20 protein-coding genes are annotated in these 20,056 nt (G+C 68.1%); 5 read left to right on the top strand and 15 right to left on the bottom strand.

What is annotated here, in order from left to right; all coding sequences use genetic code 11:
* Nucleotides 1-98 precede the first annotated feature (98 nt).
* Together OG963_RS39600 and OG963_RS39595 are read right to left on the bottom strand one after the other, a co-directional pair.
* Entirely contained in the window at nt 99-824 is a 726-nt protein-coding gene (locus OG963_RS39600) for a YcnI family protein (protein ID WP_371799979.1), read from the bottom strand.
* Between the two features lie 30 nt (nt 825-854).
* Complete coding sequence (locus tag OG963_RS39595) at nt 855-1,448, bottom strand: hypothetical protein (protein WP_319330715.1); 594 nt, start codon at nt 1,446-1,448, stop codon at nt 855-857.
* A 214-nt stretch (nt 1,449-1,662) separates the two neighbouring features.
* Here OG963_RS39595 and OG963_RS39590 point away from each other — a divergent pair, with 214 nt between their 5' ends.
* Nucleotides 1,663-2,580, top strand: coding sequence for an SDR family NAD(P)-dependent oxidoreductase (locus tag OG963_RS39590; protein ID WP_371799978.1), 918 nt, complete (start codon nt 1,663-1,665; stop codon nt 2,578-2,580).
* 195 nt (nt 2,581-2,775) lie between these two features.
* Here OG963_RS39590 and OG963_RS39585 read toward each other — a convergent pair whose 3' ends face one another.
* From OG963_RS39585 to OG963_RS39565, 5 genes are all read right to left on the bottom strand, one after another.
* Nucleotides 2,776-6,222: an NACHT domain-containing NTPase gene (locus tag OG963_RS39585; protein WP_371799977.1), complete on the bottom strand. Its 3,447-nt coding sequence runs from the start codon at nt 6,220-6,222 to the stop codon at nt 2,776-2,778.
* Between the two features lie 348 nt (nt 6,223-6,570).
* The gene (locus OG963_RS39580) at nt 6,571-7,629 is read right to left on the bottom strand and encodes a vWA domain-containing protein (protein ID WP_319325762.1); all 1,059 of its coding nucleotides are present in this window, start codon (nt 7,627-7,629) and stop codon (nt 6,571-6,573) included.
* Nucleotides 7,630-8,082: 453 nt separating this feature from the next.
* A complete protein-coding gene (locus OG963_RS39575; RefSeq protein WP_371799976.1) occupies nt 8,083-8,307 on the bottom strand; it encodes a hypothetical protein in 225 nt (74 codons plus the stop codon).
* Nucleotides 8,301-8,570 carry a hypothetical protein gene (locus OG963_RS39570; RefSeq protein WP_371799975.1) on the bottom strand — a complete coding sequence of 90 codons (270 nt, stop codon included), beginning with the start codon at nt 8,568-8,570 and terminating at the stop codon, nt 8,301-8,303. The genes OG963_RS39575 and OG963_RS39570 overlap by 7 nt, the downstream gene beginning before the upstream one ends.
* Before the next feature lie 390 nt (nt 8,571-8,960).
* Nucleotides 8,961-9,266: an amino acid permease gene (locus OG963_RS39565; RefSeq protein ID WP_371799974.1), complete on the bottom strand. Its 306-nt coding sequence runs from the start codon at nt 9,264-9,266 to the stop codon at nt 8,961-8,963.
* 224 nt (nt 9,267-9,490) lie between these two features.
* Here OG963_RS39565 and OG963_RS39560 point away from each other — a divergent pair, with 224 nt between their 5' ends.
* A complete protein-coding gene (locus tag OG963_RS39560; RefSeq protein WP_319325472.1) occupies nt 9,491-10,294 on the top strand; it encodes a Cof-type HAD-IIB family hydrolase in 804 nt (267 codons plus the stop codon).
* Between the two features lie 427 nt (nt 10,295-10,721).
* On the opposite strand, the gene OG963_RS39555 is transcribed toward OG963_RS39560, so the two are convergent.
* A complete protein-coding gene (locus OG963_RS39555) occupies nt 10,722-11,372 on the bottom strand; it encodes a carbonic anhydrase (protein ID WP_030920328.1) in 651 nt (216 codons plus the stop codon).
* Nucleotides 11,373-11,884: 512 nt separating this feature from the next.
* Between OG963_RS39555 and OG963_RS39550 the strand changes: the two genes are divergently transcribed.
* Nucleotides 11,885-12,979: a PP2C family protein-serine/threonine phosphatase gene (locus OG963_RS39550; RefSeq protein WP_371799973.1), complete on the top strand. Its 1,095-nt coding sequence runs from the start codon at nt 11,885-11,887 to the stop codon at nt 12,977-12,979.
* Between the two features lie 185 nt (nt 12,980-13,164).
* On the opposite strand, the gene OG963_RS39545 is transcribed toward OG963_RS39550, so the two are convergent.
* From OG963_RS39545 to sigJ, 3 genes are all read right to left on the bottom strand, one after another.
* Nucleotides 13,165-13,338, bottom strand: a complete 174-nt coding sequence (locus OG963_RS39545) for a hypothetical protein (RefSeq protein WP_158716135.1) — start codon at nt 13,336-13,338, stop codon at nt 13,165-13,167.
* 1,156 nt (nt 13,339-14,494) lie between these two features.
* Nucleotides 14,495-14,953 (bottom strand): VOC family protein, encoded by a 459-nt coding sequence (locus OG963_RS39540; protein ID WP_319325474.1) that lies wholly within the window; start codon nt 14,951-14,953, stop codon nt 14,495-14,497.
* Nucleotides 14,954-15,048: 95 nt separating this feature from the next.
* A complete protein-coding gene (sigJ, locus tag OG963_RS39535; protein ID WP_371799972.1) occupies nt 15,049-16,005 on the bottom strand; it encodes an RNA polymerase sigma factor SigJ in 957 nt (318 codons plus the stop codon).
* A gap of 223 nt (nt 16,006-16,228) precedes the next feature.
* On the opposite strand from sigJ, the gene OG963_RS39530 reads away from it, so the two are divergent.
* Complete coding sequence (locus OG963_RS39530) at nt 16,229-16,807, top strand: NADPH-dependent FMN reductase (RefSeq protein ID WP_371799971.1); 579 nt, start codon at nt 16,229-16,231, stop codon at nt 16,805-16,807.
* Between the two features lie 197 nt (nt 16,808-17,004).
* On the opposite strand, the gene OG963_RS39525 is transcribed toward OG963_RS39530, so the two are convergent.
* The gene (locus tag OG963_RS39525) at nt 17,005-18,042 is read right to left on the bottom strand and encodes an SPFH domain-containing protein (protein WP_319325477.1); all 1,038 of its coding nucleotides are present in this window, start codon (nt 18,040-18,042) and stop codon (nt 17,005-17,007) included.
* A 4-nt stretch (nt 18,043-18,046) separates the two neighbouring features.
* Complete coding sequence (locus OG963_RS39520) at nt 18,047-18,478, bottom strand: NfeD family protein (RefSeq protein ID WP_319325478.1); 432 nt, start codon at nt 18,476-18,478, stop codon at nt 18,047-18,049.
* A gap of 269 nt (nt 18,479-18,747) precedes the next feature.
* Here OG963_RS39520 and OG963_RS39515 point away from each other — a divergent pair, with 269 nt between their 5' ends.
* Nucleotides 18,748-19,014, top strand: a complete 267-nt coding sequence (locus OG963_RS39515) for a DUF6233 domain-containing protein (protein ID WP_371799970.1) — start codon at nt 18,748-18,750, stop codon at nt 19,012-19,014.
* A gap of 16 nt (nt 19,015-19,030) precedes the next feature.
* Here OG963_RS39515 and OG963_RS39510 read toward each other — a convergent pair whose 3' ends face one another.
* Together OG963_RS39510 and OG963_RS39505 are read right to left on the bottom strand one after the other, a co-directional pair.
* Complete coding sequence (locus tag OG963_RS39510) at nt 19,031-19,537, bottom strand: DinB family protein (RefSeq protein ID WP_319739368.1); 507 nt, start codon at nt 19,535-19,537, stop codon at nt 19,031-19,033.
* Between the two features lie 91 nt (nt 19,538-19,628).
* Entirely contained in the window at nt 19,629-19,925 is a 297-nt protein-coding gene (locus OG963_RS39505; RefSeq protein WP_371799969.1) for a hypothetical protein, read from the bottom strand.
* Nucleotides 19,926-20,056: the final 131 nt, after the last annotated feature.

Here is a 20,056-nt window from a genome sequence, read left to right as displayed (position 1 = left end):
CGGCGTCGGTGTGGATGAGCGGGTCGGTGTGGACGAGCGGCAGCACGGCCCCGCCGACGGAACTGGGACGCCGACGGGACCGTGCTTGCGCGCGGCGGCTATGCGGAGCCGGCCTTGCGACCACGAGCGATGGCCACCCCGGCTGCGACAAGCCCCAGAACGCCCGCGGCAAGCCCGGCGATGCCGAGGCCGCGTGCGGTCGAGTCACTGCTCGACGCCTTGGCCGTGGCCTCCGGCTCCGAGGACGAGGCGGTCATGGGTGCGCTCTCGTCACCCGCGGTACCGGCCGTGAGCTTGAGGACGGGTGCCGGGCTCTCCGGCTCCTCCGCACCCTTCTGCGTCTCCTCGATCCAGCGGATGACCTTGCCGTCGGAGTAGGTCTGCAGCGTCTTGAAGCCCAACTGATCGGTGTCGTGCGGCAACTGACCGAAGACGACGTCGAAGTCCTGGTACTCACCGGATCGGATCCGTCCGCCGGACCAGGTGATCTCGGAGACGGCGTCGGTGATGGTGCCGTCGTCGGTCTTGACGGGGGTCTTGAGCCTGGTGGTCGTCACCTTCGCGGTCCAGCCGTCCTGAGGGGTGACGAGTACTCCCAGGACCGGGTGGTCGACGGGCAGGAAGACCTGCACCTTGGTGGTGTCGGCAGTGTCCTCCTCGTTGGGCACGCGGAAGGTGAGGACTCCGTCCGTGGCGCCCTTGGCGTAGCTGTCGGGGTGGACGGTGACGTGCGCGAAGGCGACGCCCGCAGCGGTCAGGACGCCGGCGGTCGCGAGGGCGGCCACGGTGCCTGCCCGGCGCAGGGCGGTGCGTGTCGAGGGCATGACTGGAACTCCGTACTGGGGTCGGTGGATTCAGGGCGCGTACGGGCTCCCGGTGGGCGGTCCTCGACGGTGGACGGCATGTCGCAGCAGTACCTGACGCCTCGGCCGCAGCTCGCCCGCGATCCCGTGTACGAAGCCCACGGCGACCGGTGCGACACACAGCTCTCTCCGTGCGTGCCACCGACCCACCAGCGCCGGTACCCACGCGACCGCCGCCCGTCGCAGCAGCGACCACAGCGCGGACTCGCCGCGTCGCAACCACCAGGTCACGAGGACGCCCGCCGCGATATGGACCGCGGTGGCGTGGGGCGTCAGAGCGTGCTGATGGGCCATACGCAGGCCCTGCATGGTGTGGATGCCCAGCACGGCATGAGGCCGTCCGGCGTCGAATGCGTCGTGCAGCCCGCCCTGGGCCGCGAGCGTCCCGCCGCCGATGCCGGCCAGCGACCGCTCCCGGCCGCCCAGCAGCCAGCCGCCCGCGAAGACGGTCGCGAACCCGACGGCCTGCACCCATACCGGTGGTGCCGCACCCGTCGCCAGCGCATGGCCCCAGGCTGCCAGCAACACTGAGAGCACGGCGAACACCACCGCGCGCACGCTGCGTACCGAAGGGGACGCCCTCATGGCGCCAGATACTCCCACGCGAAGCCCTCAACGGACCTGCCTGACTGCCGCATCCGCCTCGTCGTCGACCGTCGTGCCGACCAAGGGGGTGGAGCCCGTGTCGGCCGGGCGGGATGCCGCTCCCTTGGGCGGGACGACCGTATCGTGACAGTGATGCCTCGTCGGCCGGCCTGCGGACGGCGGGGCCACTGCGGGTCGCCGACCATCGGCGGCGATGAGCTACGAGCCCTGCGACCGCCCGCCGCTGCCCAAGCGGGTACGGCTCGTGCGGGTCCGGACCGAGGAGACCGCGCTGCCTCGGCTACGCGAGATCGACGCCGACCGGTGTCCGGGCGTCGCCGGTTCCCGGACAGACCGGACCGCACAACGATTCCGCAAGGAGCACCCCATGTCTGTGGAGCACGAAGACCTCGGCCTGCGCCCCCTTACCGCCCTGGTCACCGGGTCCACCTCCGGCATCGGCCGGGCAGTCGCCGAGCGGCTGGCCGCCGACGGCATGTCCGTCGTCGTCAGCGGCCGCAACGCCCAGCGTGGTGCCGAGACCGTCGACGGGATCACCGCCGCCGGCGGCGAGGCCCGGTTCGTCCAGGCGGACCTCGAGGACCCGGCCGGCATCGACCGGCTTGCCACCGAGGTCGGTGAGATCGATGTCCTGGTCAACAACGCAGGTCACGCCGTCCTGGCGCCGACCGAGGAGATGAAGGTCTCCGACTACGACTCGATGTTCGCCGGCAACGTCCGCGCGGCGTTCTTCCTCGTGGCGGCGTTCGCCCCGGCGATGGCGGCAAGGGGATCGGGCAGCGTGATCAACATGGGCAGCATGGCCGGCAGCCTCGGCCTGGCCAGGGGAGCGGCGTACGGCGCGACCAAGGCCGCGCTGGCGTCCCTGACGCAGAGCTGGACGGCTGAGTACAGCGGTCGCGGCGTCCGTTTCAACACCGTCGCGCCCGGCCCGGTCTACACATCAGGCGCGACCCGCGAGTTCTTCGACGCAGTCGCCGAGACCACCGCGATGAAGCGCGCGGCCGAGCCCGCCGAGATCGCCGAGATCGTCGCATTTCTCGCGTCGCCGAAGGCCGGCTACATCACCGGCGCGACCGTCGCGGTCGACGGCGGCCGCACCGCCATCTGACCCCGCCTGCTCCGAGGGACAACGCCGTGAGCGACACCGCGTATGCCCTGTGCGTCGTCGATGCCGCCGACGCCGAAAGACTTGCTCGCCGCGTATGAGCACGACTTCGTCCATCAACGGGGTCGTGTCCGCCGCCGCGGGCGGCCTCCGAGCCGGCCGCCTTCGACATCGTCACAGCGCCTGCGCCCAGTCAGGTCACAGAAGGTGCAGGTCCACCCACGAGGGCAGAGTGCCGATTCCCCGGACGCGATCGCGATCAATCGCGAGGGAGAGCCTTCGCAGATGAGCCAGCCCCGCCAACGGGGAAAGGTCGACGTCCCCTTCTGCCGTCATGTCGCCGGTGATCTCGCAGAGGATCAGTCCCGGGAAGGCTTGAGCCAATCGGTTGACGGCCGCCTGGACAACGCGTTCACCGCCACCGCCGATGAGGGACAGGCTGGAGACGCTGCTCAGGAGCGCGGTTGCCGGAAGGGTCTCGAGTGACGCAGCGGTCGTGCTGAGGTCGGTGAGACGGGACAGACCACGGATCTCCTCCCAGTCGTCGGTCGAAGCCGGACTGGACGGGGGGTTGAGCGTGAGGCTCGTGAGCTGTGTGAGGTCACCAAGCCCCTCGAGCCCTCTCTTGGCGCGCGCCTCTCCGGACACGCTGAGGCTGTTCAGCGGGGCTTGCACCGGGAGATCCTGTGGGGACCACTCAAGGCCGGAGGGACCGCTGATCCTGAGGGTCTCCAGAGTCCGCAGCTGCGACACGGGATGAAGATCCATGTCCGAGCCGGCACCGGTGATGTCCAGATGCCGGATCGACAGCCCACTCAGCGCGGTGACGTCCACGAGAGCCGGGCAGGCGCCGATGACGAGTGATCGCAACTCCGTATGTCCGTCCAGGAAACCGAGGTCGGAAACCGCGTCGTTCGAGAGCATGAGGCGCGTCGACCTGTGTCGGGAGATGTACGAGACCAGGGCCTCGAGTGACACACCGGCCCTGATGTCCAGGCTCTCCGGCTCCAGCCCGAGGCGGTTCAGTTGACGAAGCTGGTCGTCCGACCGAATGGCGTAGTTGAGGTTCGCCGGGTCCAGACGCGCGATGATCTCCTCGGCGTACCGGGCCGTGTCGAAACGCGACCATGCCCATGAGAGCTGGGAGCGGACCAGGAGAAAGGGATGCTCGGCGAAGCGGGCAAGAAAGGCGACGGCAGCGTCCGACTTGATGTGGGTGGCCGCGATGACCACGTGGAATGCGGCCACGTCGCCGACCTCGTCCGGGCCCGGCAGGAGATTGAGAATCAGGGGGCCGACTTCGGCGAGGGCCCGGGCCTCCTCCTCGTTTCCCGGGGGTATGAGGGTGGCGGCGCGCTGCTGCACCTCTTGGCGTACAGCGGGATCGAGGGAGGTGGCGTGTCCCAGGCAGGCCGCGGCAAGCAGGTAGACACGGGCCTTGAGACGCTTGTCCTCGGTACGATCGCCCAGGTCCAGAAGTCCCCGGAAGATGATGACGCGTTCGCCGGCGCGGGCGAGGGCGACCGCCATGCGAATGACGTCCGCCCATTGATCGTCCGCCGCATGTGCGACCAGCAGTCCGAAGTCGCCTTCTTCCAGGACGGCCCGGGCGCCGAGGAAGTCCTGGAAGGTGCGGTGGATGAAGTCCACCGTGTCGGGGGCGGGTTCGCGGAGGAGTCCGCTGCGCTGGAGGAAGTACTCGAAGACGGTCTCCGCATCACCCAGTTCGGCGACTTCCGGCACTGCGGGAAGGGCCCGGCCGATGATGTCCATCGCACGGGAGCGGTCCATCTCGGTACGGCCGTTCCTGATGAGCCAGTAGGCAAGTCGCTGCAGCACGTCGAGTTGCGGGGCGTCGGCGAGGTCGGGCCCCGTCATGTCCCGTTCCCGGTCCCGGCGGCTGAGGAGCATCGAGAGTGCGGCCTCGTAGAGGTCCTTGCGGCCGTGGGGAAGATAGCCTCGCCGATCACGGTGGAGGGCGCAGATCAGCCCGCACATCAGGGGGTTGACGGCGAGGCGGCCGAGATCGGACTCGGTTCGTACGGCGGTGAGGAGTTGGCCCTCCAACCTGTCGAGGTCGGCGGCATCGTCGCCGCCGACCCTGGCAGCGTCGTGCCAGCGTCCGATGAAGGTGGCGATGTCGGCGGGTCCCATGGCGGACAGCGTCAGCCCGGTGAAACCGTCCTCGGCGAGCCATCCCTGGTCCACGGCCGACGGACGGGACGTGACCAGCCACCGGTTGTCACCGTCGTAGGTCTCGATCAGGTCCTGCAGCCATCTCCGTGTCCGCTCACGCTCACGGTCGGGGATCTCGTCGATGCCGTCGATGAGGATCAGGCCACGCCCCGCGCCGAGGACCCGGTGCTCCCAGCCGGTGGGCTGAGTGCCGGCAAGCGGGCAGCCGGTGACGGCGAGGAAGTCCTTGGGGGCGGGTAGCCGCTCCCCGTGGCGCGTGAGCGTCCGAAGGGGCAGGACGAACGGGATACGGTCGTAGAGGTAATCCATGCGGTCGGGAAGGTCCTGACGGGCGGTGCTGACAGCGAGCCACTGGATGAGGGTGGTCTTGCCCGAGCCGGCTTCGCCCCGGAGGAGTATGCGCCGGTCGGTGGCCAGAGCCTGGTCGGCGGGCTGCGAGGTGAGCGACTCGCGGAACGGCTGGTCGGCTGCCATCTCCCGGAGGACGAGGGAGTTCAGGCGGTCGACGTTCGAACTGTGCCGTTGCGACGGCTCGGACCGTTCGGCAGCCGCATGCGGGAGCCGCTGCGAAGTGTCCTCCACCTGCTCCCTGGTGCCGGACGAGGGCAGGCTCCCCGCCTCGCTCGTCGGAACAGCTCCGGTGGTGGTCGAGGAGCTGAGCAGGTGGTGGGACACGGAGTCGTCCCCACGAGTGCCCGGCCGGAGCGTGCGAAGCCATGCGGACGACTGCCACGGCCCCGAGAGCGGCGACGCCTCCAGGCTCAGATACGCCACGTCCAGCGGCCATCGTGTCGAAGAGCTGTCGAGATCGATCCCGTAGATCGTGAGCTTGCCGTGCTTCTTGGTGATGTGCGCCAGGTACGCCTGCTCGAAGGCGGCTTCCTCGCCGCCGGGGAGTGTGCTGCGGCGCATCAGCTCGTCGACCTTGAGGATGAGTTCGTCGACCGCGCGGGTCTGCTGGACCAGGGTGTGCGCGACGAAGGTCGAGCGTTGCGTGAAGAAGTGGAGGATATGCAGGCAGGCGGTGTCGAGCAGGGCCTCGTAGAAGTACGCGCCGTCGGAGGTGAGATGGCGTTCGGGATTGTCACTCACATGTCGCAGGTCGCGGGCGAAAGCCTGATGGCCGAGACGGACGGCGTCGAGATCGCTGATGGTCAGTTCACCGAGGGCCTGGAGGGTGCCGGCGAGTGCGTCGGTGACAGCCTGCTGTTCGTCCTCTCGTATGGGGTGTTCGCCTGCGCGCAAGGCTTGTCTGACGAGCTTGGCGGCGAGTTCACGCACGTCGGATTCGGTGAGGGCTCGCTTCTCGCCTCTGAACGAGACGTAGCCGGAGATGCGGATCGGCTTGTCGACCAGGCCGGCTCCGGGCCCCTCGGTGACGAAGAGCTTCTTGACGAGGGGGGCTATCGCAGCCGAGGCCAGTCGGGTGCCGATGGCAGTTGGTTCCAAGTTGTCCCCCTGTAGACCCGTGGCCAGCGCTGCCGTCCGATCCTATGGCGCCTCGAAGGACGCCGTCGGTGTCGGTGCGGCGTTACCGGGGACCTTGAGCGGAACGCCCCGCGTGGGCGCGGCAAGCGCCGGCTCTTCGGTGACCTTGCACGTGCCGAGCGGAACGTCCCCGCGTCTGCGGGGAGGATGCTGCTCGCGCGTCCCCTTGGCACTCTCATTCGGCGTACTCCGACCGTCGCGCCGCCGCGTGCGGCCAGTGACCGCACGCGGCGACATCTGTTACTCACTACGGTGCAGAGAAATGGGAGCGGGCTGCTCCCGGACCACCCCGCTCTTCGCTCATCGAATTCAGAGCATGATGAGCAGACGCGTCTCCGGCTTGAGCTTTCTGTTCACTGAACGACTCTGCACGTACACCTCCAACTTGGGATTGTTGCCCGCCTTGACGGAGACGGTTCCCTGGACATCCGTACCGAACAATAGGCTCCGTGCCGCGTCGCCCGTATAGGCGCGGTCGGTGTCCTTCTCGACCACGACGACTTCCTTGTTCTGCTGGACCTGAGCCCGGGCGCCCAGCTGGTAGTAACACGAACCACGTTCGTACGTCACGCCCGGATGCGAGTTGACGAAGGGGCGAATTTCGATCTCCTTGTCGACCTTCAGGAGCCGGTACCTGTCGGCCGGAATCGGTTCGAGGTTCGCGCGCACCTCGTCAACCGATATGTCCTGGCCGACGGCGAACAGGTTCTTCGTGCCGCGCACCCCCTGCTCCCGCCCGCGGAGGAAGCTGGTGGCGGCAGCACGCACCGTGCCGATCGCCTCCTCGACGCCCTTCTGGGAATCCGCGTCCCAGATGGCGATGTTCCCGGCCGGGAAGCCATAGTTCTGGGCGGTGCGCTTGGCCAGGGAGTTCGGAACGAGGATCGCGGAAGTCCAGTGGCCGGGAAGCCCTCCCATCTTCGCCGCGATCTTGTCGAGCCATGGGCCGAGGATGGTCATGTCACCGTCGTGCCGCCTGTCGCCGCCGGAGGCGTTCTCCTCACCGTCCGTCACCACGATCTGGAGGAAGCTGTGTTCGCCGTACTCCTCCCAGATATGGCCCAGGTCGTCCAAGGACTTCAGAGAAGCCTCTATAAGGGCCGTAGCGCCATTGTTCACCTTGTACAGCCCCCGCATGGAAGGAAGATGCTTCACGTCCATGTCCCAGACCAGGTTCTCCACCTTGTGGTCGAAGGAGTAGAGGCTGATCCGTGTTTCGTGGCCGAGGCTGTCCGACTCGGCCTTCAGCCCCGCCACGAATTCGTCCACAACTCGGATGAGTTGACTCTGGTGCGGACGCATTGAACCCGAACAGTCCACTACCAGCGCGACGTGATTCACCTTGTGCTGAATCCTGTTTGCGGACACGTTTGTGCTCCCCCTCCGATGCTCCCCGAGTGATGTCTCCACTTTATGGGGAGGCACTGACAACGGCGTCGAACGCCCAATCACCGCCCGCAAGTTCGCGATGGCCTCGACGCACAGGTCCGGCGGGTAGCCGAAGAGCGTGAACCTGGTGATGTCGGGCAGCCGGTGCGTCCAGTGGTTCAACCGGGTGGCCGGTGGCCGGGCCACCGCTTCGGCCAATGTTGTGTCGGCTCCTCCCGCTGCTCGACAACGGCAACGCCTACGACGCCCTCGCCCCTTCCACAACCGTCGGTCGAGCTGCTCGGCCAGTCCGACGACGATGCCCTCGGCACCGCGCACGTGGATTGCCACCCGGAAGCGGGAGCGGCCCTGGTTGCTGACTGGCCAGGGTCGCCCGCGGTTCCACGTCTCAGCGGTGTGTCGTTCGGATCTGCGGACAGTTGCTGCCGGGGCTCAGGCACGCTCGGGCCAGGAGAATCCGAGTTCCTCGGCGCGCTCGCGGTTGCCGCCGCATACCTGACCATAGGTTTTCGGGTCTTCCTTGGCCAGCCGGCGCAGGGCGGCCGCTGCCTGTGCATCAGGCGCGGTGCCGTCATCCGGCACGACCCAACGGAATTGGAGGGGAATGCCGTCCGGCTTCCCTGAGCCGAGTCCCGGCGCGTACTCAAAGGTCACCACGGGGTGTCGGGGTCCTCGAAGCCGCTGCTGATCCAGCCCCGTTTCGCGTCCCACCGGCTCAGTAGATCCGGCCGCTCAACCAGCCCTGCTTTGATCAAGCGGGCCGTGGTGCGGGCCGGCCGGGACCAGGAGTGGTCGGTCTCGGCACGGGCGATCTCCGCGTCGTAGACCACGGCGTCGAACCGGTAGGCAGCCAGTTCGGGGGCGGGCTCCCGGCATGGTGGACGGCTGCCGCCAGTTCTCCCATAGCACCTGGTCTCCATCACGTCGGATGGTGACGTAGAGCGCGCCGCAGCATCCCTCGGTGCAGTATGCCTCCGCGAGCTGTACCTCCCTGGGCTCCGAGGCGGCCCGGAGCAGGCCCTCGTCCAGCAGGAAGTCGGGGCTGTTGGCTGGACCGCGGGCGAAGAACTCCGGAACCACGGGACGCCCGTCGAGAAGGATGCGGGTCTCGACGGGTGCCCGGTCCACCGGATCGCCCGCCACCACCTCGACACGCAGCACGCCGGGTGTCGCCGGGCGCCCGAAAGGTTGCCGACCGGCGCGGCGGATCCACCCGGCCCGCAACTGCTGGTCCGCCTCGCCTGCGTCGGTATCCGGCGGCGAGGCCCATCGGGGCTCGGCCAGCAGCCGTCCAAGTGATTCCAACAGAGTCACACCCCGTCCAGGAGGTCGGGGCCTGCCGCCTCGCCCGCGAGGTCGACGGCCCGGTCGGCGCCGAACGCGCCCATGATCAGCCAGCAGCCGGCCGCGTGGAACACGGTGAGAAAGCCGATGGCGATGAACGTGGCCCGGGAAACCTTGCGGCATGGGTCGCGCGCCTCCTCCGCGTAGATCGCGGTCGCCTCGAAACCGGTGAAGGCGCCGATGACGAGCACACACATGCCGGCGATGCCGCCGGTTTCCGCCCGACCAGTCGGGTGTACCTTATGGCGCCTCCGGTCGCGCCAGGATGGCACTGGTCCGTGCGCCGCCAGGGGTACGTCGAAGCATTACGTGCCTGAAGCGCGTTGGCCTCCCCTCGTCGAGAAGCACGCAACTGCGTCTGATGCCAGACTCGACGGTGCCCTCCAGCAACTTTCGGAAATCAGGGACTACGGACCCGTCCCACGGGTCCCCCGCATCCTTGAGCCCTTGCCTTTCCCAGCCCGGACCTGCCGCGATCAATGCTTACGGAGGCGTGATGCCAACCCGACCGATCCGCCTACTTCTCGCCGACGTCGACGGCACTTTGGTCACGAGCGACAAGCTCCTCACCGACCGCGCTGTCCAGTCGGTCCACAAGCTCCACGACGCCGGAGTCCTCTTCGCGGTGACCAGCGGGAGACCACCCCGCGGCATGTCCATGCTCATCGAGCCCCTGGCCCTGGCCACTGAACTCGCCGCCTTCAACGGTGGTCTCATCGTCAACCCGGACATGACCGTCGTCGAACAGAAGGTCATTCCCGAGGAGGTGGTGGCCCCGGCCGTCGCACTCATGGAGTCGTTCGGCCTCAGCGTCTGGATCTACCAGGGCGCCGACTGGTACGTGCGCGATCTCAAGGGACCGCACGTTGATCGCGAGAGCTGGACGGTGCAGTTCGCACCCACGCTCGTGCCCAGTTTCGACGGGCTGGAGCAGGGCGCCGCCAAGATCGTCGGGGTCAGCGATGACCACCAGGTCGTGGAGAAGGCCGCGGCCGCAGCTCGCGCACAGTTCGGCGAGCACGTCTCGGCCGCCCGCTCGCAGCCCTACTACCTCGATGTGACCCATCCGCAGGCCAACAAGGGTGGTGTCGTCAAGTACTGGTCCACCAAGCTCCGGATTTCCCCCGAACAGATCGCCACGATCGGCGACATGCCCAACGACGTGCTGATGTTCGCCCACTCAGGACTGTCCATCGCAATGGGCAACGCCAGCCATGAGGTCCAGCGCGCGGCGAGGCGGGTTACGACGAGCAACGAGGACGAGGGTTTCGCGAACGCGGTCGAGCAGTTCATCCTTTGACCCGCTCGACCGCATGACGAGGTTGGGAAAAGGCGGCATCCCGCGTCTCCTGGGAGGGCATTCAGGCCAGCGGATGTCCGGCTCCCGTACTGCTCCCGCCCTTCAGTTCGCAGCGGGTAAGGGCTGTCCCGTAATCCCTGGTAGATCAACGCGCACGACGTCAGATGCGGTGCATCGCAGGACGGCGGGGCGACGAGCTGTCATGCCGGATTCAGCCGGAGAAGAGGCAGCCGGGGCCGCCCGAGGAGGCCAGTCGGCGCTATTTGCCTTGCCCGACAGCCGCAGGATGCCGCTGGTCGAGGAGGACGTGACACACCGGACCCGTTACGCGAACACTCAGCGTTACGGCGTCGCGCTTCGGTCGACACCGACTCACGGGGTCACATGCCCACGCCTCCCCCGCCCACTCCGCCCGTGCGGCCGCCGTTCAGGCGCCTGGTCCCGGGGCCGCCGCTTCGACGGGCAGGCCGCGGGTCGTGACGAGTTGCGCACTGCCGTCGGCCAGCCGGTAGGACAGGCCCACCACGGCGGTCCGCCCGGTGGCGACCTGGTCGGCGAGCACCCTGGAGCGGTCCAGGAGGAGGTCGACGCTGTGCCGTATGTGCTCGGCGATGATTTCGTCGTCCTGGGTGAGCCCGGCGGCGCGGGCGGCCAGGACGCTGGGGGTGACGCGTTCGATGACGTCACGCACGTACCCGGTGGCGGCGACGCCGTCGGTCAGGGCGGCGCGGGTGGCCGCGACCGCGCCGCATGAGTCGTGGCCCAGCACCACGACCAGCGGGCAGTCCAGCACGCTCACGCCGTACTCGATGCTGCCCAGCACCTCCGGCCCTGCCACGTGGCCCGCGGTGCGGACGACGAACAGATCACCCAGGCCCTGGTCGAAGATGATCTCGGCGGCGAGGCGTGAGTCGGAGCAGCCGAAGATCACGGCGAACGGACGCTGGCCGGGTGCGGTCTCCGCACGGCGCGCGGCGTCCTGGTTCGGGTGCTGCGGGGTGCCGGCGACGAAGCGCTGGTTTCCGGCCAGCAGCAGTTCAACGGCTTCGGACGGAGTGAGCGGCGGGGCGTCATTCATGGCCGCAGACTACGTCCAAGCCCCGCTCACCACAGCGTCGGGGTCCGCCAAATGGGGATCAGGGGCAGCAAACCAGGTCTGAACGCCTCAAAGTCACCAGGCTTCCCTGGGCGCCGCGGCAGCGGCTTCCAGGCGGAGCATCCAAGCGCGGTGAACCAACCAGGTGCGACGGCATGCGGACCGCCACCGTGCCGTGGTCTTCACCCGGATCCCATCCAGCGACGGCTGATGGCCGGCACCCGATGTCACCCCGCCCGGCCGGACGCCTCCACAAGCGCCCGGCCGTACTCGAAGAAGTGGGTGACCAGATGGTGCAAAGCATCCGTGGAGGCGACCAGCACCGGCCGAGGGCATGGCCCGGCCCCGGCCCTTGGCCTCCAGCGGACTGCCTGCCGGCGACGATGCGCAGAGCGCGTTCAAGGGTTGGCCCGACATCGGTGAGCGCCGGCTGGCGGGATGACGACGCGGCCCGGAACATTGGGAGGGGAGAGCCCTGGACAGAGGGGACACCCATGGTTGCCGCCTGGTACGAGCGCCACAGGTGGGTGGAGCTGCCCCTCGGCGTCAAGTTTCTCCTCGGCCTCGGCTGTTTGATGATTGCGGCGTGCGTAGCCGTCGATCTGGTGTCCGGGCCGGACAGCACCCTTTCCCCGGTCCTGATCTCGGTGCCTGTGCTGGCGGCCGTCGGAGCCCGGAGGGTTTGGGCTCCGCTGGCTGCGGGTGTTCTGGCAATCGTCCTGGTGTTCGTACTCGCTCGGGCGAATCCGAGTGTGCCGACAGTGATCCACGTGAGCTCCGCGGGCTGCGTGGTGCTGGCTGCCGCCGTCACTTCGGGCGTTATCGCCCTCATGCACAGAGAAGAGCAGGCGGCGGCCCGGCTGCACAACATCACCGAGGCGGTTCAGAGGGCCCTGCTGCGCCCGCTCCCACCCCGGGTGGGCCGTCTGCAGGTGGCGGTGCGCTATGCCGCTGCGGAGCCGGATGCCCGAATCGGCGGGGACCTGTACGACCTGCTGGACACCAAGTTCGGCGTCCGGGTGCTGCTGGGCGACGTCCGCGGCAAGGGATTCGAAGCAGTGGAGGTCGCCGCCGACATCCTCGGCGTCTTCCGTGACGTGGCCCGAACCGAACCCGGCCTGGAAAGCGTGGCCACGCGACTCGACGGCGCGATCACCCGGCGCGGCCGAAGCGAAGAGTTCGCCACCGCGATTCTGGTCACCACGGCACCGGAGGAGAACCACGCGGCCGTCATCGTCAACTGCGGCCATCCCCCACCGCTGCTGCGCCACCGCGAGGGGACCGTCACCGAGCTGTCGGCCGAGGTGGCCGCGCCACCCCTGGGGCTGTGTGAGCTGGCCGGTGACTGTTATCGCTTGCAGAAGGTCCCCTTCCAACCCGGTGACCTGCTGCTGCTCTACACCGACGGCACCTCCGAAGCCCGCAATCGGCAGGGCCGCTTCTACCCGGTCGCCGAACGCCTCCGAAGCATCGGCGAGAGCGATCCGGACGCCCTGCTCGACCGCTTGCTGGACGACCTGCGCTCATGGACCGGCGGCCGGATCCGCGACGATGTGGCCTTGATGGCCCTTCGCTGCATGCGATGGTGACCGGCCCGACAGGCCTTGACTTCCCCATGCCCAGCGCCCCGCTCACGGGACGCTTCGGCGGCCCGGGTGCTCGGCGGTGAGCGAGCCCGGAGGGCCCATGACCGGGCCCCGACTGCGCTGAAAGAGAGTAGCCGCCGTTGCACGTTGGTTCCGTGCAACGGCGGCCGCGTCAGCAGGACAGCTGGTTACAGCTCCCGCTCGATCTGGTTCTCGCTGACCTTGTCTTCACGCATGGTCGCCTCGTTCTGGACGGCGTAGCGCGTTTGCGCCCCGCTGCCCTCGGCGCTCCGGATCTCGCCCCGCTGAAGCTCGTCCTGGTGGTCCCGGTACTCCACGTGCTGTCCCTTGCGATAGGGCATGGGAATCTCCAACTCTCGTGTGGTTCGGTGGGGAGCTGACCCCGCCCGTTCGGCGGGCCACTCCTGGCGCCGGCGACTATCAGCAGGCGCACTGACAGCCCACCTCCAACGACGCTCACCAGCAACCACTACGGGCCGAATGGGGGACGACCCACCCGGCAGGGTTCTGTGAGCGACAGGTACGTCCTGCGCGAGGCGATCGCGGCTCGGCCCCAGGTCTGGATCGCCATCGTGTCCTGGACGAGGTCGTGCACGTGCTGGGTCGTCTCCCCCACCTCTCGGATCCGGAACTCCTCCCCCGGCGGCAGCCGGGGGCTCCTCGCCAGGCCTGGTCGGCCCGGCCCGGCCCATAGAGCGTTCAGGGCGCCCACACTGTCGGCGCGCGCCGAGTGGCCGCACGAGCCGCAGCGGAATTTCTCCTGAGTGGGCCGGTTCTCCTCGGCGGTGTGCCCAGATCTCCGAAAAACGCTCGACCGCGTCGTCCTACCGAGCGAACCTGGCTTCCTCGGTCTGCTTCCCTGCCGCGCTGCGATACCGGATCTCGTACGCCCTCGGACACTTCGACCGGCGTGACCCGGAGTGTTCGCAGTCCTCCCCGGCTCGGTTGAACTCATAGGGAAGCAGGGCTCGTTGGGCTTCGGCGTGATCAACTGCCCGGCATTCCCACACTCGATCGAATGCGGACAGGACCGCCTCGGAAACCTCGCACCGACGCCGAGCACCGTGCCGATGGTCGGCCTCGTCGGAGCCCGACCACCCGGTGGGGCGGAGGACATCACGCGGGCGGTTCTCGCATGATGGCGCCGGAGTTCACCTTCCGTGGTGGTACATCACGTGCTTGGTGCGGGAGCAGTCGTCCAGGGCGTACAGATGACGGTCTCCGTGCACGGGTCGACCACTTCTCCGAGGCACTCCGTACGGCTGTCGAGGAAGCAGCCGTCGATGTAGCGGCGGAGAGGCGGGAGTGCAGGACCAGCTGTTGCCGCTACCCGAATGAGACTCGCCGTCGGCCTACGCGAGCACGGCCAGGTCGGCGGGACGCTCGGCTCGGCGTGTGCCGCCGGCTTGCAGATCGACGCGCGCCATCCCCGCCGAGCGTCTTCGCTGGAGCGTATGAGACACCCGGCTCCCACTGGAACCGGGGCGGCCCTATTGGTCATTTCGAAATGGAACTGAGCCCTGAGAACGCTTCGGTGGTGAGCTCCTGGAGATCAGCGAGCGGGATGTCGCGGAGGTGCTGCGTCAGCCCCCAGCGATGACCGAACGGGTCGAGCAGTTGCCCTTCCCGCTCGCCCCAGAAGGTGTCGCTCACCGGACGGATCACGGTGGCACCGGCATGGACGGCCCGCTGCCAGGCGGCGTCGACATCGTCGACATGCAGGTAGACGGCACCGTAGGTACCGCCGAAGTGCTGTGGTCCGAAGGACTCCAGCTCCGGGAACTCGTCGGCCAGCATCAGGGTGAGTGTCCCGATGCGGAGCTGGACGTGGATCAGTCGGCCGCCGGGCACCACCAGCCTGGTGAGCTCCTCGGCTCCGAACACCTTCTGATACCAGTCGGATGCCTCGTCCGTGCCCCGCGCGGTGAGGTGCAAGGTGTGGGCAGTGAGGGTCATGACGGTCCCCTTCTGAGGTCTGGATCAGGCCGGTGCAGGCACCGCACCGGCCGCGCAGTCGGCCTGTCGAATCGACGGCGCAGCAGGGCGAGTTGTCAGCGTCCAGCAGGCCGGGCGGATGTGTCGGCCCAGGGCCGCAGCTTGTCCGGGTTGCGGATCGCCCAGATCCGTTGGATGCGGTCGTCGTCGATGTCGAAGGCGTAGACGGTCAGTACGTCACGGCCCTTCATCGCGACGAGTCCCGGCTGGCCGTTGACGGTCCGTTCGAGAAGGTCGAGCCGACCCGCGAGAGCCGCCAGGCGCACCAGGAACTCCGCGACCGCCCCCCGGCCTTGGACCGGGACCGGGGACGCCATCGCACGACCGCCACCGTCCGCGACCGCGACGACCGACGGGTCGAGCAGTCTGATGAGGGCATCCACGTCCTTGGCCTGCCAAGCCTGTCGGAAGTCACGGACGAGCACGGCACGGCGCGGCGCCGCCGCACCGCGGCTACGGGCAGCAGCCACTCGGCGGCGGCCCGCGGAGGCCAGTTCGCGGCAGGCCCCGGGGGTACGGCCGACGATCTCGGCCACCTCGCCGAACGGCACCCGGAAGACATCGTGCAACATGAAGGCGACGCGCTCGGCCGGCGTCATCGAGTCGAGGACGACCAAGAACGCCATCTCGACGGACTCGTCCAAGGTGATGTGGTCGGCCGGGTCCCTCGCCATCGATCCGAGCGGGAGCTCGCTCCACTCCGCACGCACCGGCAGCGGCTCGGGAATCCATTCACCGACGTACCGCTCGCGACGCACACGGGCCGAACGGAGTTGGTCGAGGCAGATCCGGCTCACGACGGTGGTCAGCCAGGCGCCTGGAGAGGAGATCGCGTCGCGTCGCGCCTCAGGGAGCGATAACCAGCGGGTGTAGGCCTCCTGGACCGCGTCCTCCGCCTCGGTCAGCGAGCCGAGGAGGCGGTAGGCGACATTGGCCAGGGCGCGGCGTTCGGGCTCGAGCAGATGGTCGTCCGGCCGCGCCGTGGGTTCGTCGCGTCCGCCTGTGATCTTCATCGGTCCAGTCCCCTTCACTCACCGAGTTCGCGTCTCCTCGTGATTCGACGAAACAGCGCCCATGGATGTCAGCCGTCGACACGGGCCGGCCGTCGTCCTGACAATTGCGGTCGCTGCCCCGTCGGTCCGCGGTGACGGCGAACTGCCGAATACGACGGTGGGGACCGAGTACTCCGTGGCACTTCGCGGGTCCCCACCCCCTTTCGCGACAGGAGACAGCACAGTGAACAGGATCGGCATCATTCTCGGGAGCACTCGTCCAGGTCGGCTCGGTGCACAGGTCGCCGGGTGGGTCCACGACATCGCGGGGCGACGCGGCGACGCCGACTTCGAACTGGTGGACCTCGCGGACTTCCGCCTTCCTCACTTCGACCAGGCGGTTCCTCCGGCCAGGGGTGGGGAGGGTGGCCCTGAGGCGCAGGAGTGGGTGCGGACGATCGACGGCTTCGACGGATTCGTCTTCGTCACGCCCGAGTACAACCACCAGATGCCGGGCGTGCTCAAGGACGCCGTCGACTTCGTCTTCGCCGAGTGGGCCGACAAGGCTGCCGGGATCGTCTCCTACGGCGTCGCCGGGGGCACGGGCTCGGCAGCCCAGTTGCGGCAGATGTGCGGCCTGCTCGGACTCGCCGACGTCCCGGCACAGGTCTCGCTTCACCTGGCTTCGGACTTCGAGGACTTCTCCGTGTTCACGCCGAGTGAGTTCAGTGATGACGCCTTGAGTGGGCTGCTCGATCGCGTCGTGGAGTGGACCGAGGCACTCGCGCCGGTACGCAGACGGCGTGCGGTCTCCGTGGCCTGAGCCCTCACCGGTCTCACCCACACGGTCGCCACACTGCTGGAGCCCGCAGAGGAGAAGAGCACCCTGCTGCGCGCGTGGATCGCCTTGGTACAGGCCGAGGACCTGCCGCACCTGGGCGCGGACCTGCTGGACGTCTCCGGCAGGGCGCTTGAAGCTTTCCGGTGCGCGAGTTGCGCCGGCAGAGGTGCCGCCCGCCGTCAGCGAGGCGGGTGAGGCGGGAGGGCATCAGGGTTGGCGCCCTCGGCCTTGGCCGCGTCGGCAAGGGCCGCGGCAGCGGCTTCCTCCGCCTGAGCCTTGTCGTTGGCGGCCTGGGCGACCATGTCGTCCGAGGGCTTCTCTCGGGTGGCCGGTGACTGGGGCAACACCTCGGTGAAGGCGCGGGACACCCCCTGGAGTGCAGAGGTGATCTCACTGGGGATCACCCAGAAATTGTTGCCCGAGCCTTGCGCGAGTTGCGGCAGCGTCTGGAGGTATTGGTAGGCGAGCAGCTTGGGGTCGGGATCGTTGCGATGTACGGCCTGGAACACCTCGTCGATGGCCCGGGACTGGCCCTCGGCCTGGAGAATCGCAGCGGTCCGGTTACCCTCCGCGCGCAGGACAGCCGCCTGTTTGTCGCCTTCGGCGGTGAGGATCTGCGACTGGCGCTGCCCCTCGGCACCGAGAATCGCGGCCCGCTTGTCCCGCTCGGCTCGCATCTGCTTCTGCATCGCGTCCTTGATGGACTGCGGAGGGTCGATGGCCTTGATCTCCACCCGGTTGACCCTCAGCCCCCACTTTCCGGTGGCTTCGTCCAACACCCCGCGCAGCTGGCTGTTGATGGTGTCCCGTGAGGTGAGCGTCTTTTCCAGGTCCATGGATCCCACGACGTTGCGCAAGGTGGTGACGGTGAGCTGCTCGACCGCCTGAAGGAAATTCGCGATCTCGTAGAAGGCCGCGCGTGGGTCGGTGACCTGGAAGTACAGAACGGTGTCGATCTCTACAACCAGATTGTCTTCGGTGATGACCGGCTGCGGTTTGAAGGAAACAACCTGTTCGCGCAGATCAATCACCGGATGAACGCGGTCGATGTAAGGGATCACGAGGCTGAGGCCGGGATTCAAGGTCCGGTGATAGCGGCCGAGCCGCTCGACATTACGAGCGCGTGCCTGGGGCACGATACGGACCGCCCTCACCACGGTGAAAACCGCGATCAGCGCGACGATCAGGCCGGCAATCAAGAACGCCGAAGTTTCCATGTTTTCAGTCCCGGGGGTAGACAATCGCGGTGGCGCCGCTGATCTCCATGACGTCGACGGTCTTTCCAGGAGGGATCACCAGCGTCTCGTCGTAGGCGCGGGCCGTCCACTCCTCACCGTCGATGCGAACCCTGCCGCCCCGGCCCGTCACCTCCGAGACGACATACGCACCCCTGCCGACCAGTGCGTCTACGCCGAATCTCTCCACTTGGGGCTGGAGAACGTGGCGCAGCGCAATGGGGCGCACAAACAGCACGGTGACTGTAGCTACGACGGTGAACACCAGGAACTGCAACGGCAGCGGCAGTCCGACCGCGGCGGACCCCGCCGTGACCAACGCGGCCGCACTCAGCATTCCGAGCGCAGCAGTAAGGGTGAAGATCTCCGCCGCAGCCAATACGGCTGCGATGATCAACCAGATCAGCCATGGATCCATTGCATGCCTCTTCTGACCGATGTGGGTGCGGAAGGACCTGACTCCCCCCATTGCACCCCGATACGGGACAGCCGGATACCCCTTGGGGAAGGAAACCCTGCCGAACGATCGGAGGTGTGCCGGTGCAATGTGCACCCCGAGCACGCTGCTTCATCTCTTTACGTTAATTTTACCCATGGAAGAAGATCGTCGAACTCCTCAGCGCGGGTCAGCTGGGCGCAAAGATCACCCGACCTCGGACTGGGTCGTTGAGTTCGGCATCGGGGTCGGTGCCGACCCATCGAGGTCGCGTCGGCGGGTGCCACGCCGCCGGAAGGCGCCACCGGGCCATCACGCGCGAACAGGCCCTCGCCGCCCACACTGACGGGATCCGGACCTGCCACCGCCGGCCGGACACCGAGCTTGGGGTGCTCGGGCAGTCAGGCGCTGCGGGGCCTTCGCGCCTTGTCCGCGCGGAGTTCGACGGGTCGGCGCCGCCGTGGTGGCGGAGCAGAGCGGGCGGGTCTCCGGCTCTGGCCAGGCATGCGTGGTGGTAGTTCAGCGAAGCCGGATCTAGTCGCCGGTCGTGCCGTCGAGCATCTCGCGCAGGATGTCCAGGTGGCCGTTGTGGCGGGCGGTCTCCTCGGTGAGGTGGAGGAGGATCCAGCGCAGGTCGACGTGGAGGCCGTTGCGGACGGCTCGCTGGGCCTGCTTGTCCAGGCCGTTCCCGGCGACCAGTTCGCGGTAGTGGGCGCTCTGTTCGGCGTATTCGTCGAGCAACTGCGTGAGCGGGAAGTCGATCGCGATTCGCATCTCGCGGTCGGGGTCCTCCTCGGTCCAGGGGCCCCGGTCTTCCTCGCCGAGGAAAACCACTTGGAACCAGTAGTACTCGACCCAGCGGAGGTGGTTGATCACTCCACTCATGGTCATCAGCGGCGAGCCCGGCAGGAGCGCCTTGCGTGCATTCTCCGCAGAGACGCCATCGCACTTGGCGCGGGCGGTGTCACGTGCGTAGTCGAGAAACGTGGTGAGCTGCGTGCGCTCGTCCCACGCGGGCGGCGTGTCGTCGATTCTGGTCATCGCGCGAAGCCTCCCCGATCACCGCGACCGATGTCGAGGCATTTTTCGACGAACCCAACCTCCTCCACCCAGCTCCTTGTCCGGCGGGTCCCTACAGCGATTCAGCGCCGATGGGCTCCCCGGCAGGATCGACCGGACGGGCCGCACTGAGCGATCTGGCCGACACGCACCCACCCGTGAACAGCGCGCCAAGGAATCCGGTCACGCCTCGGGCCATGAGCTTCTTGTGGAGGATGACGATCAACAGCGTGAGGGCGAGGCCCGCCATGCTGTAGCCGGGGAACACGCCGGTGAACATGCGGATCTCGTCGTGCACGAGGCTCGACGCCATGGCGAAGGGCGGGCCGGCCGCGTTGCAGGCGGCCCCGGCGATCATCGACAGGACCAAGCAGGCACCCCAGCCGAGTGGCTTCACTCGCCGCCGGTGCTGGAGCCGAACCACAGGAGTGCGGTCAGGGCACCGGCGAGTCCGACAGCCCTCAGGGCTTGTCGTCAACCCGTCTGCCCCGCTGGGCGGCC

It is taken from the genome of Streptomyces sp. NBC_01707 (assembly GCF_041438805.1).
GTDB lineage: Bacteria > Actinomycetota > Actinomycetes > Streptomycetales > Streptomycetaceae > Streptomyces.
This window is presented reverse-complemented; position numbering and strand designations above follow the sequence as displayed.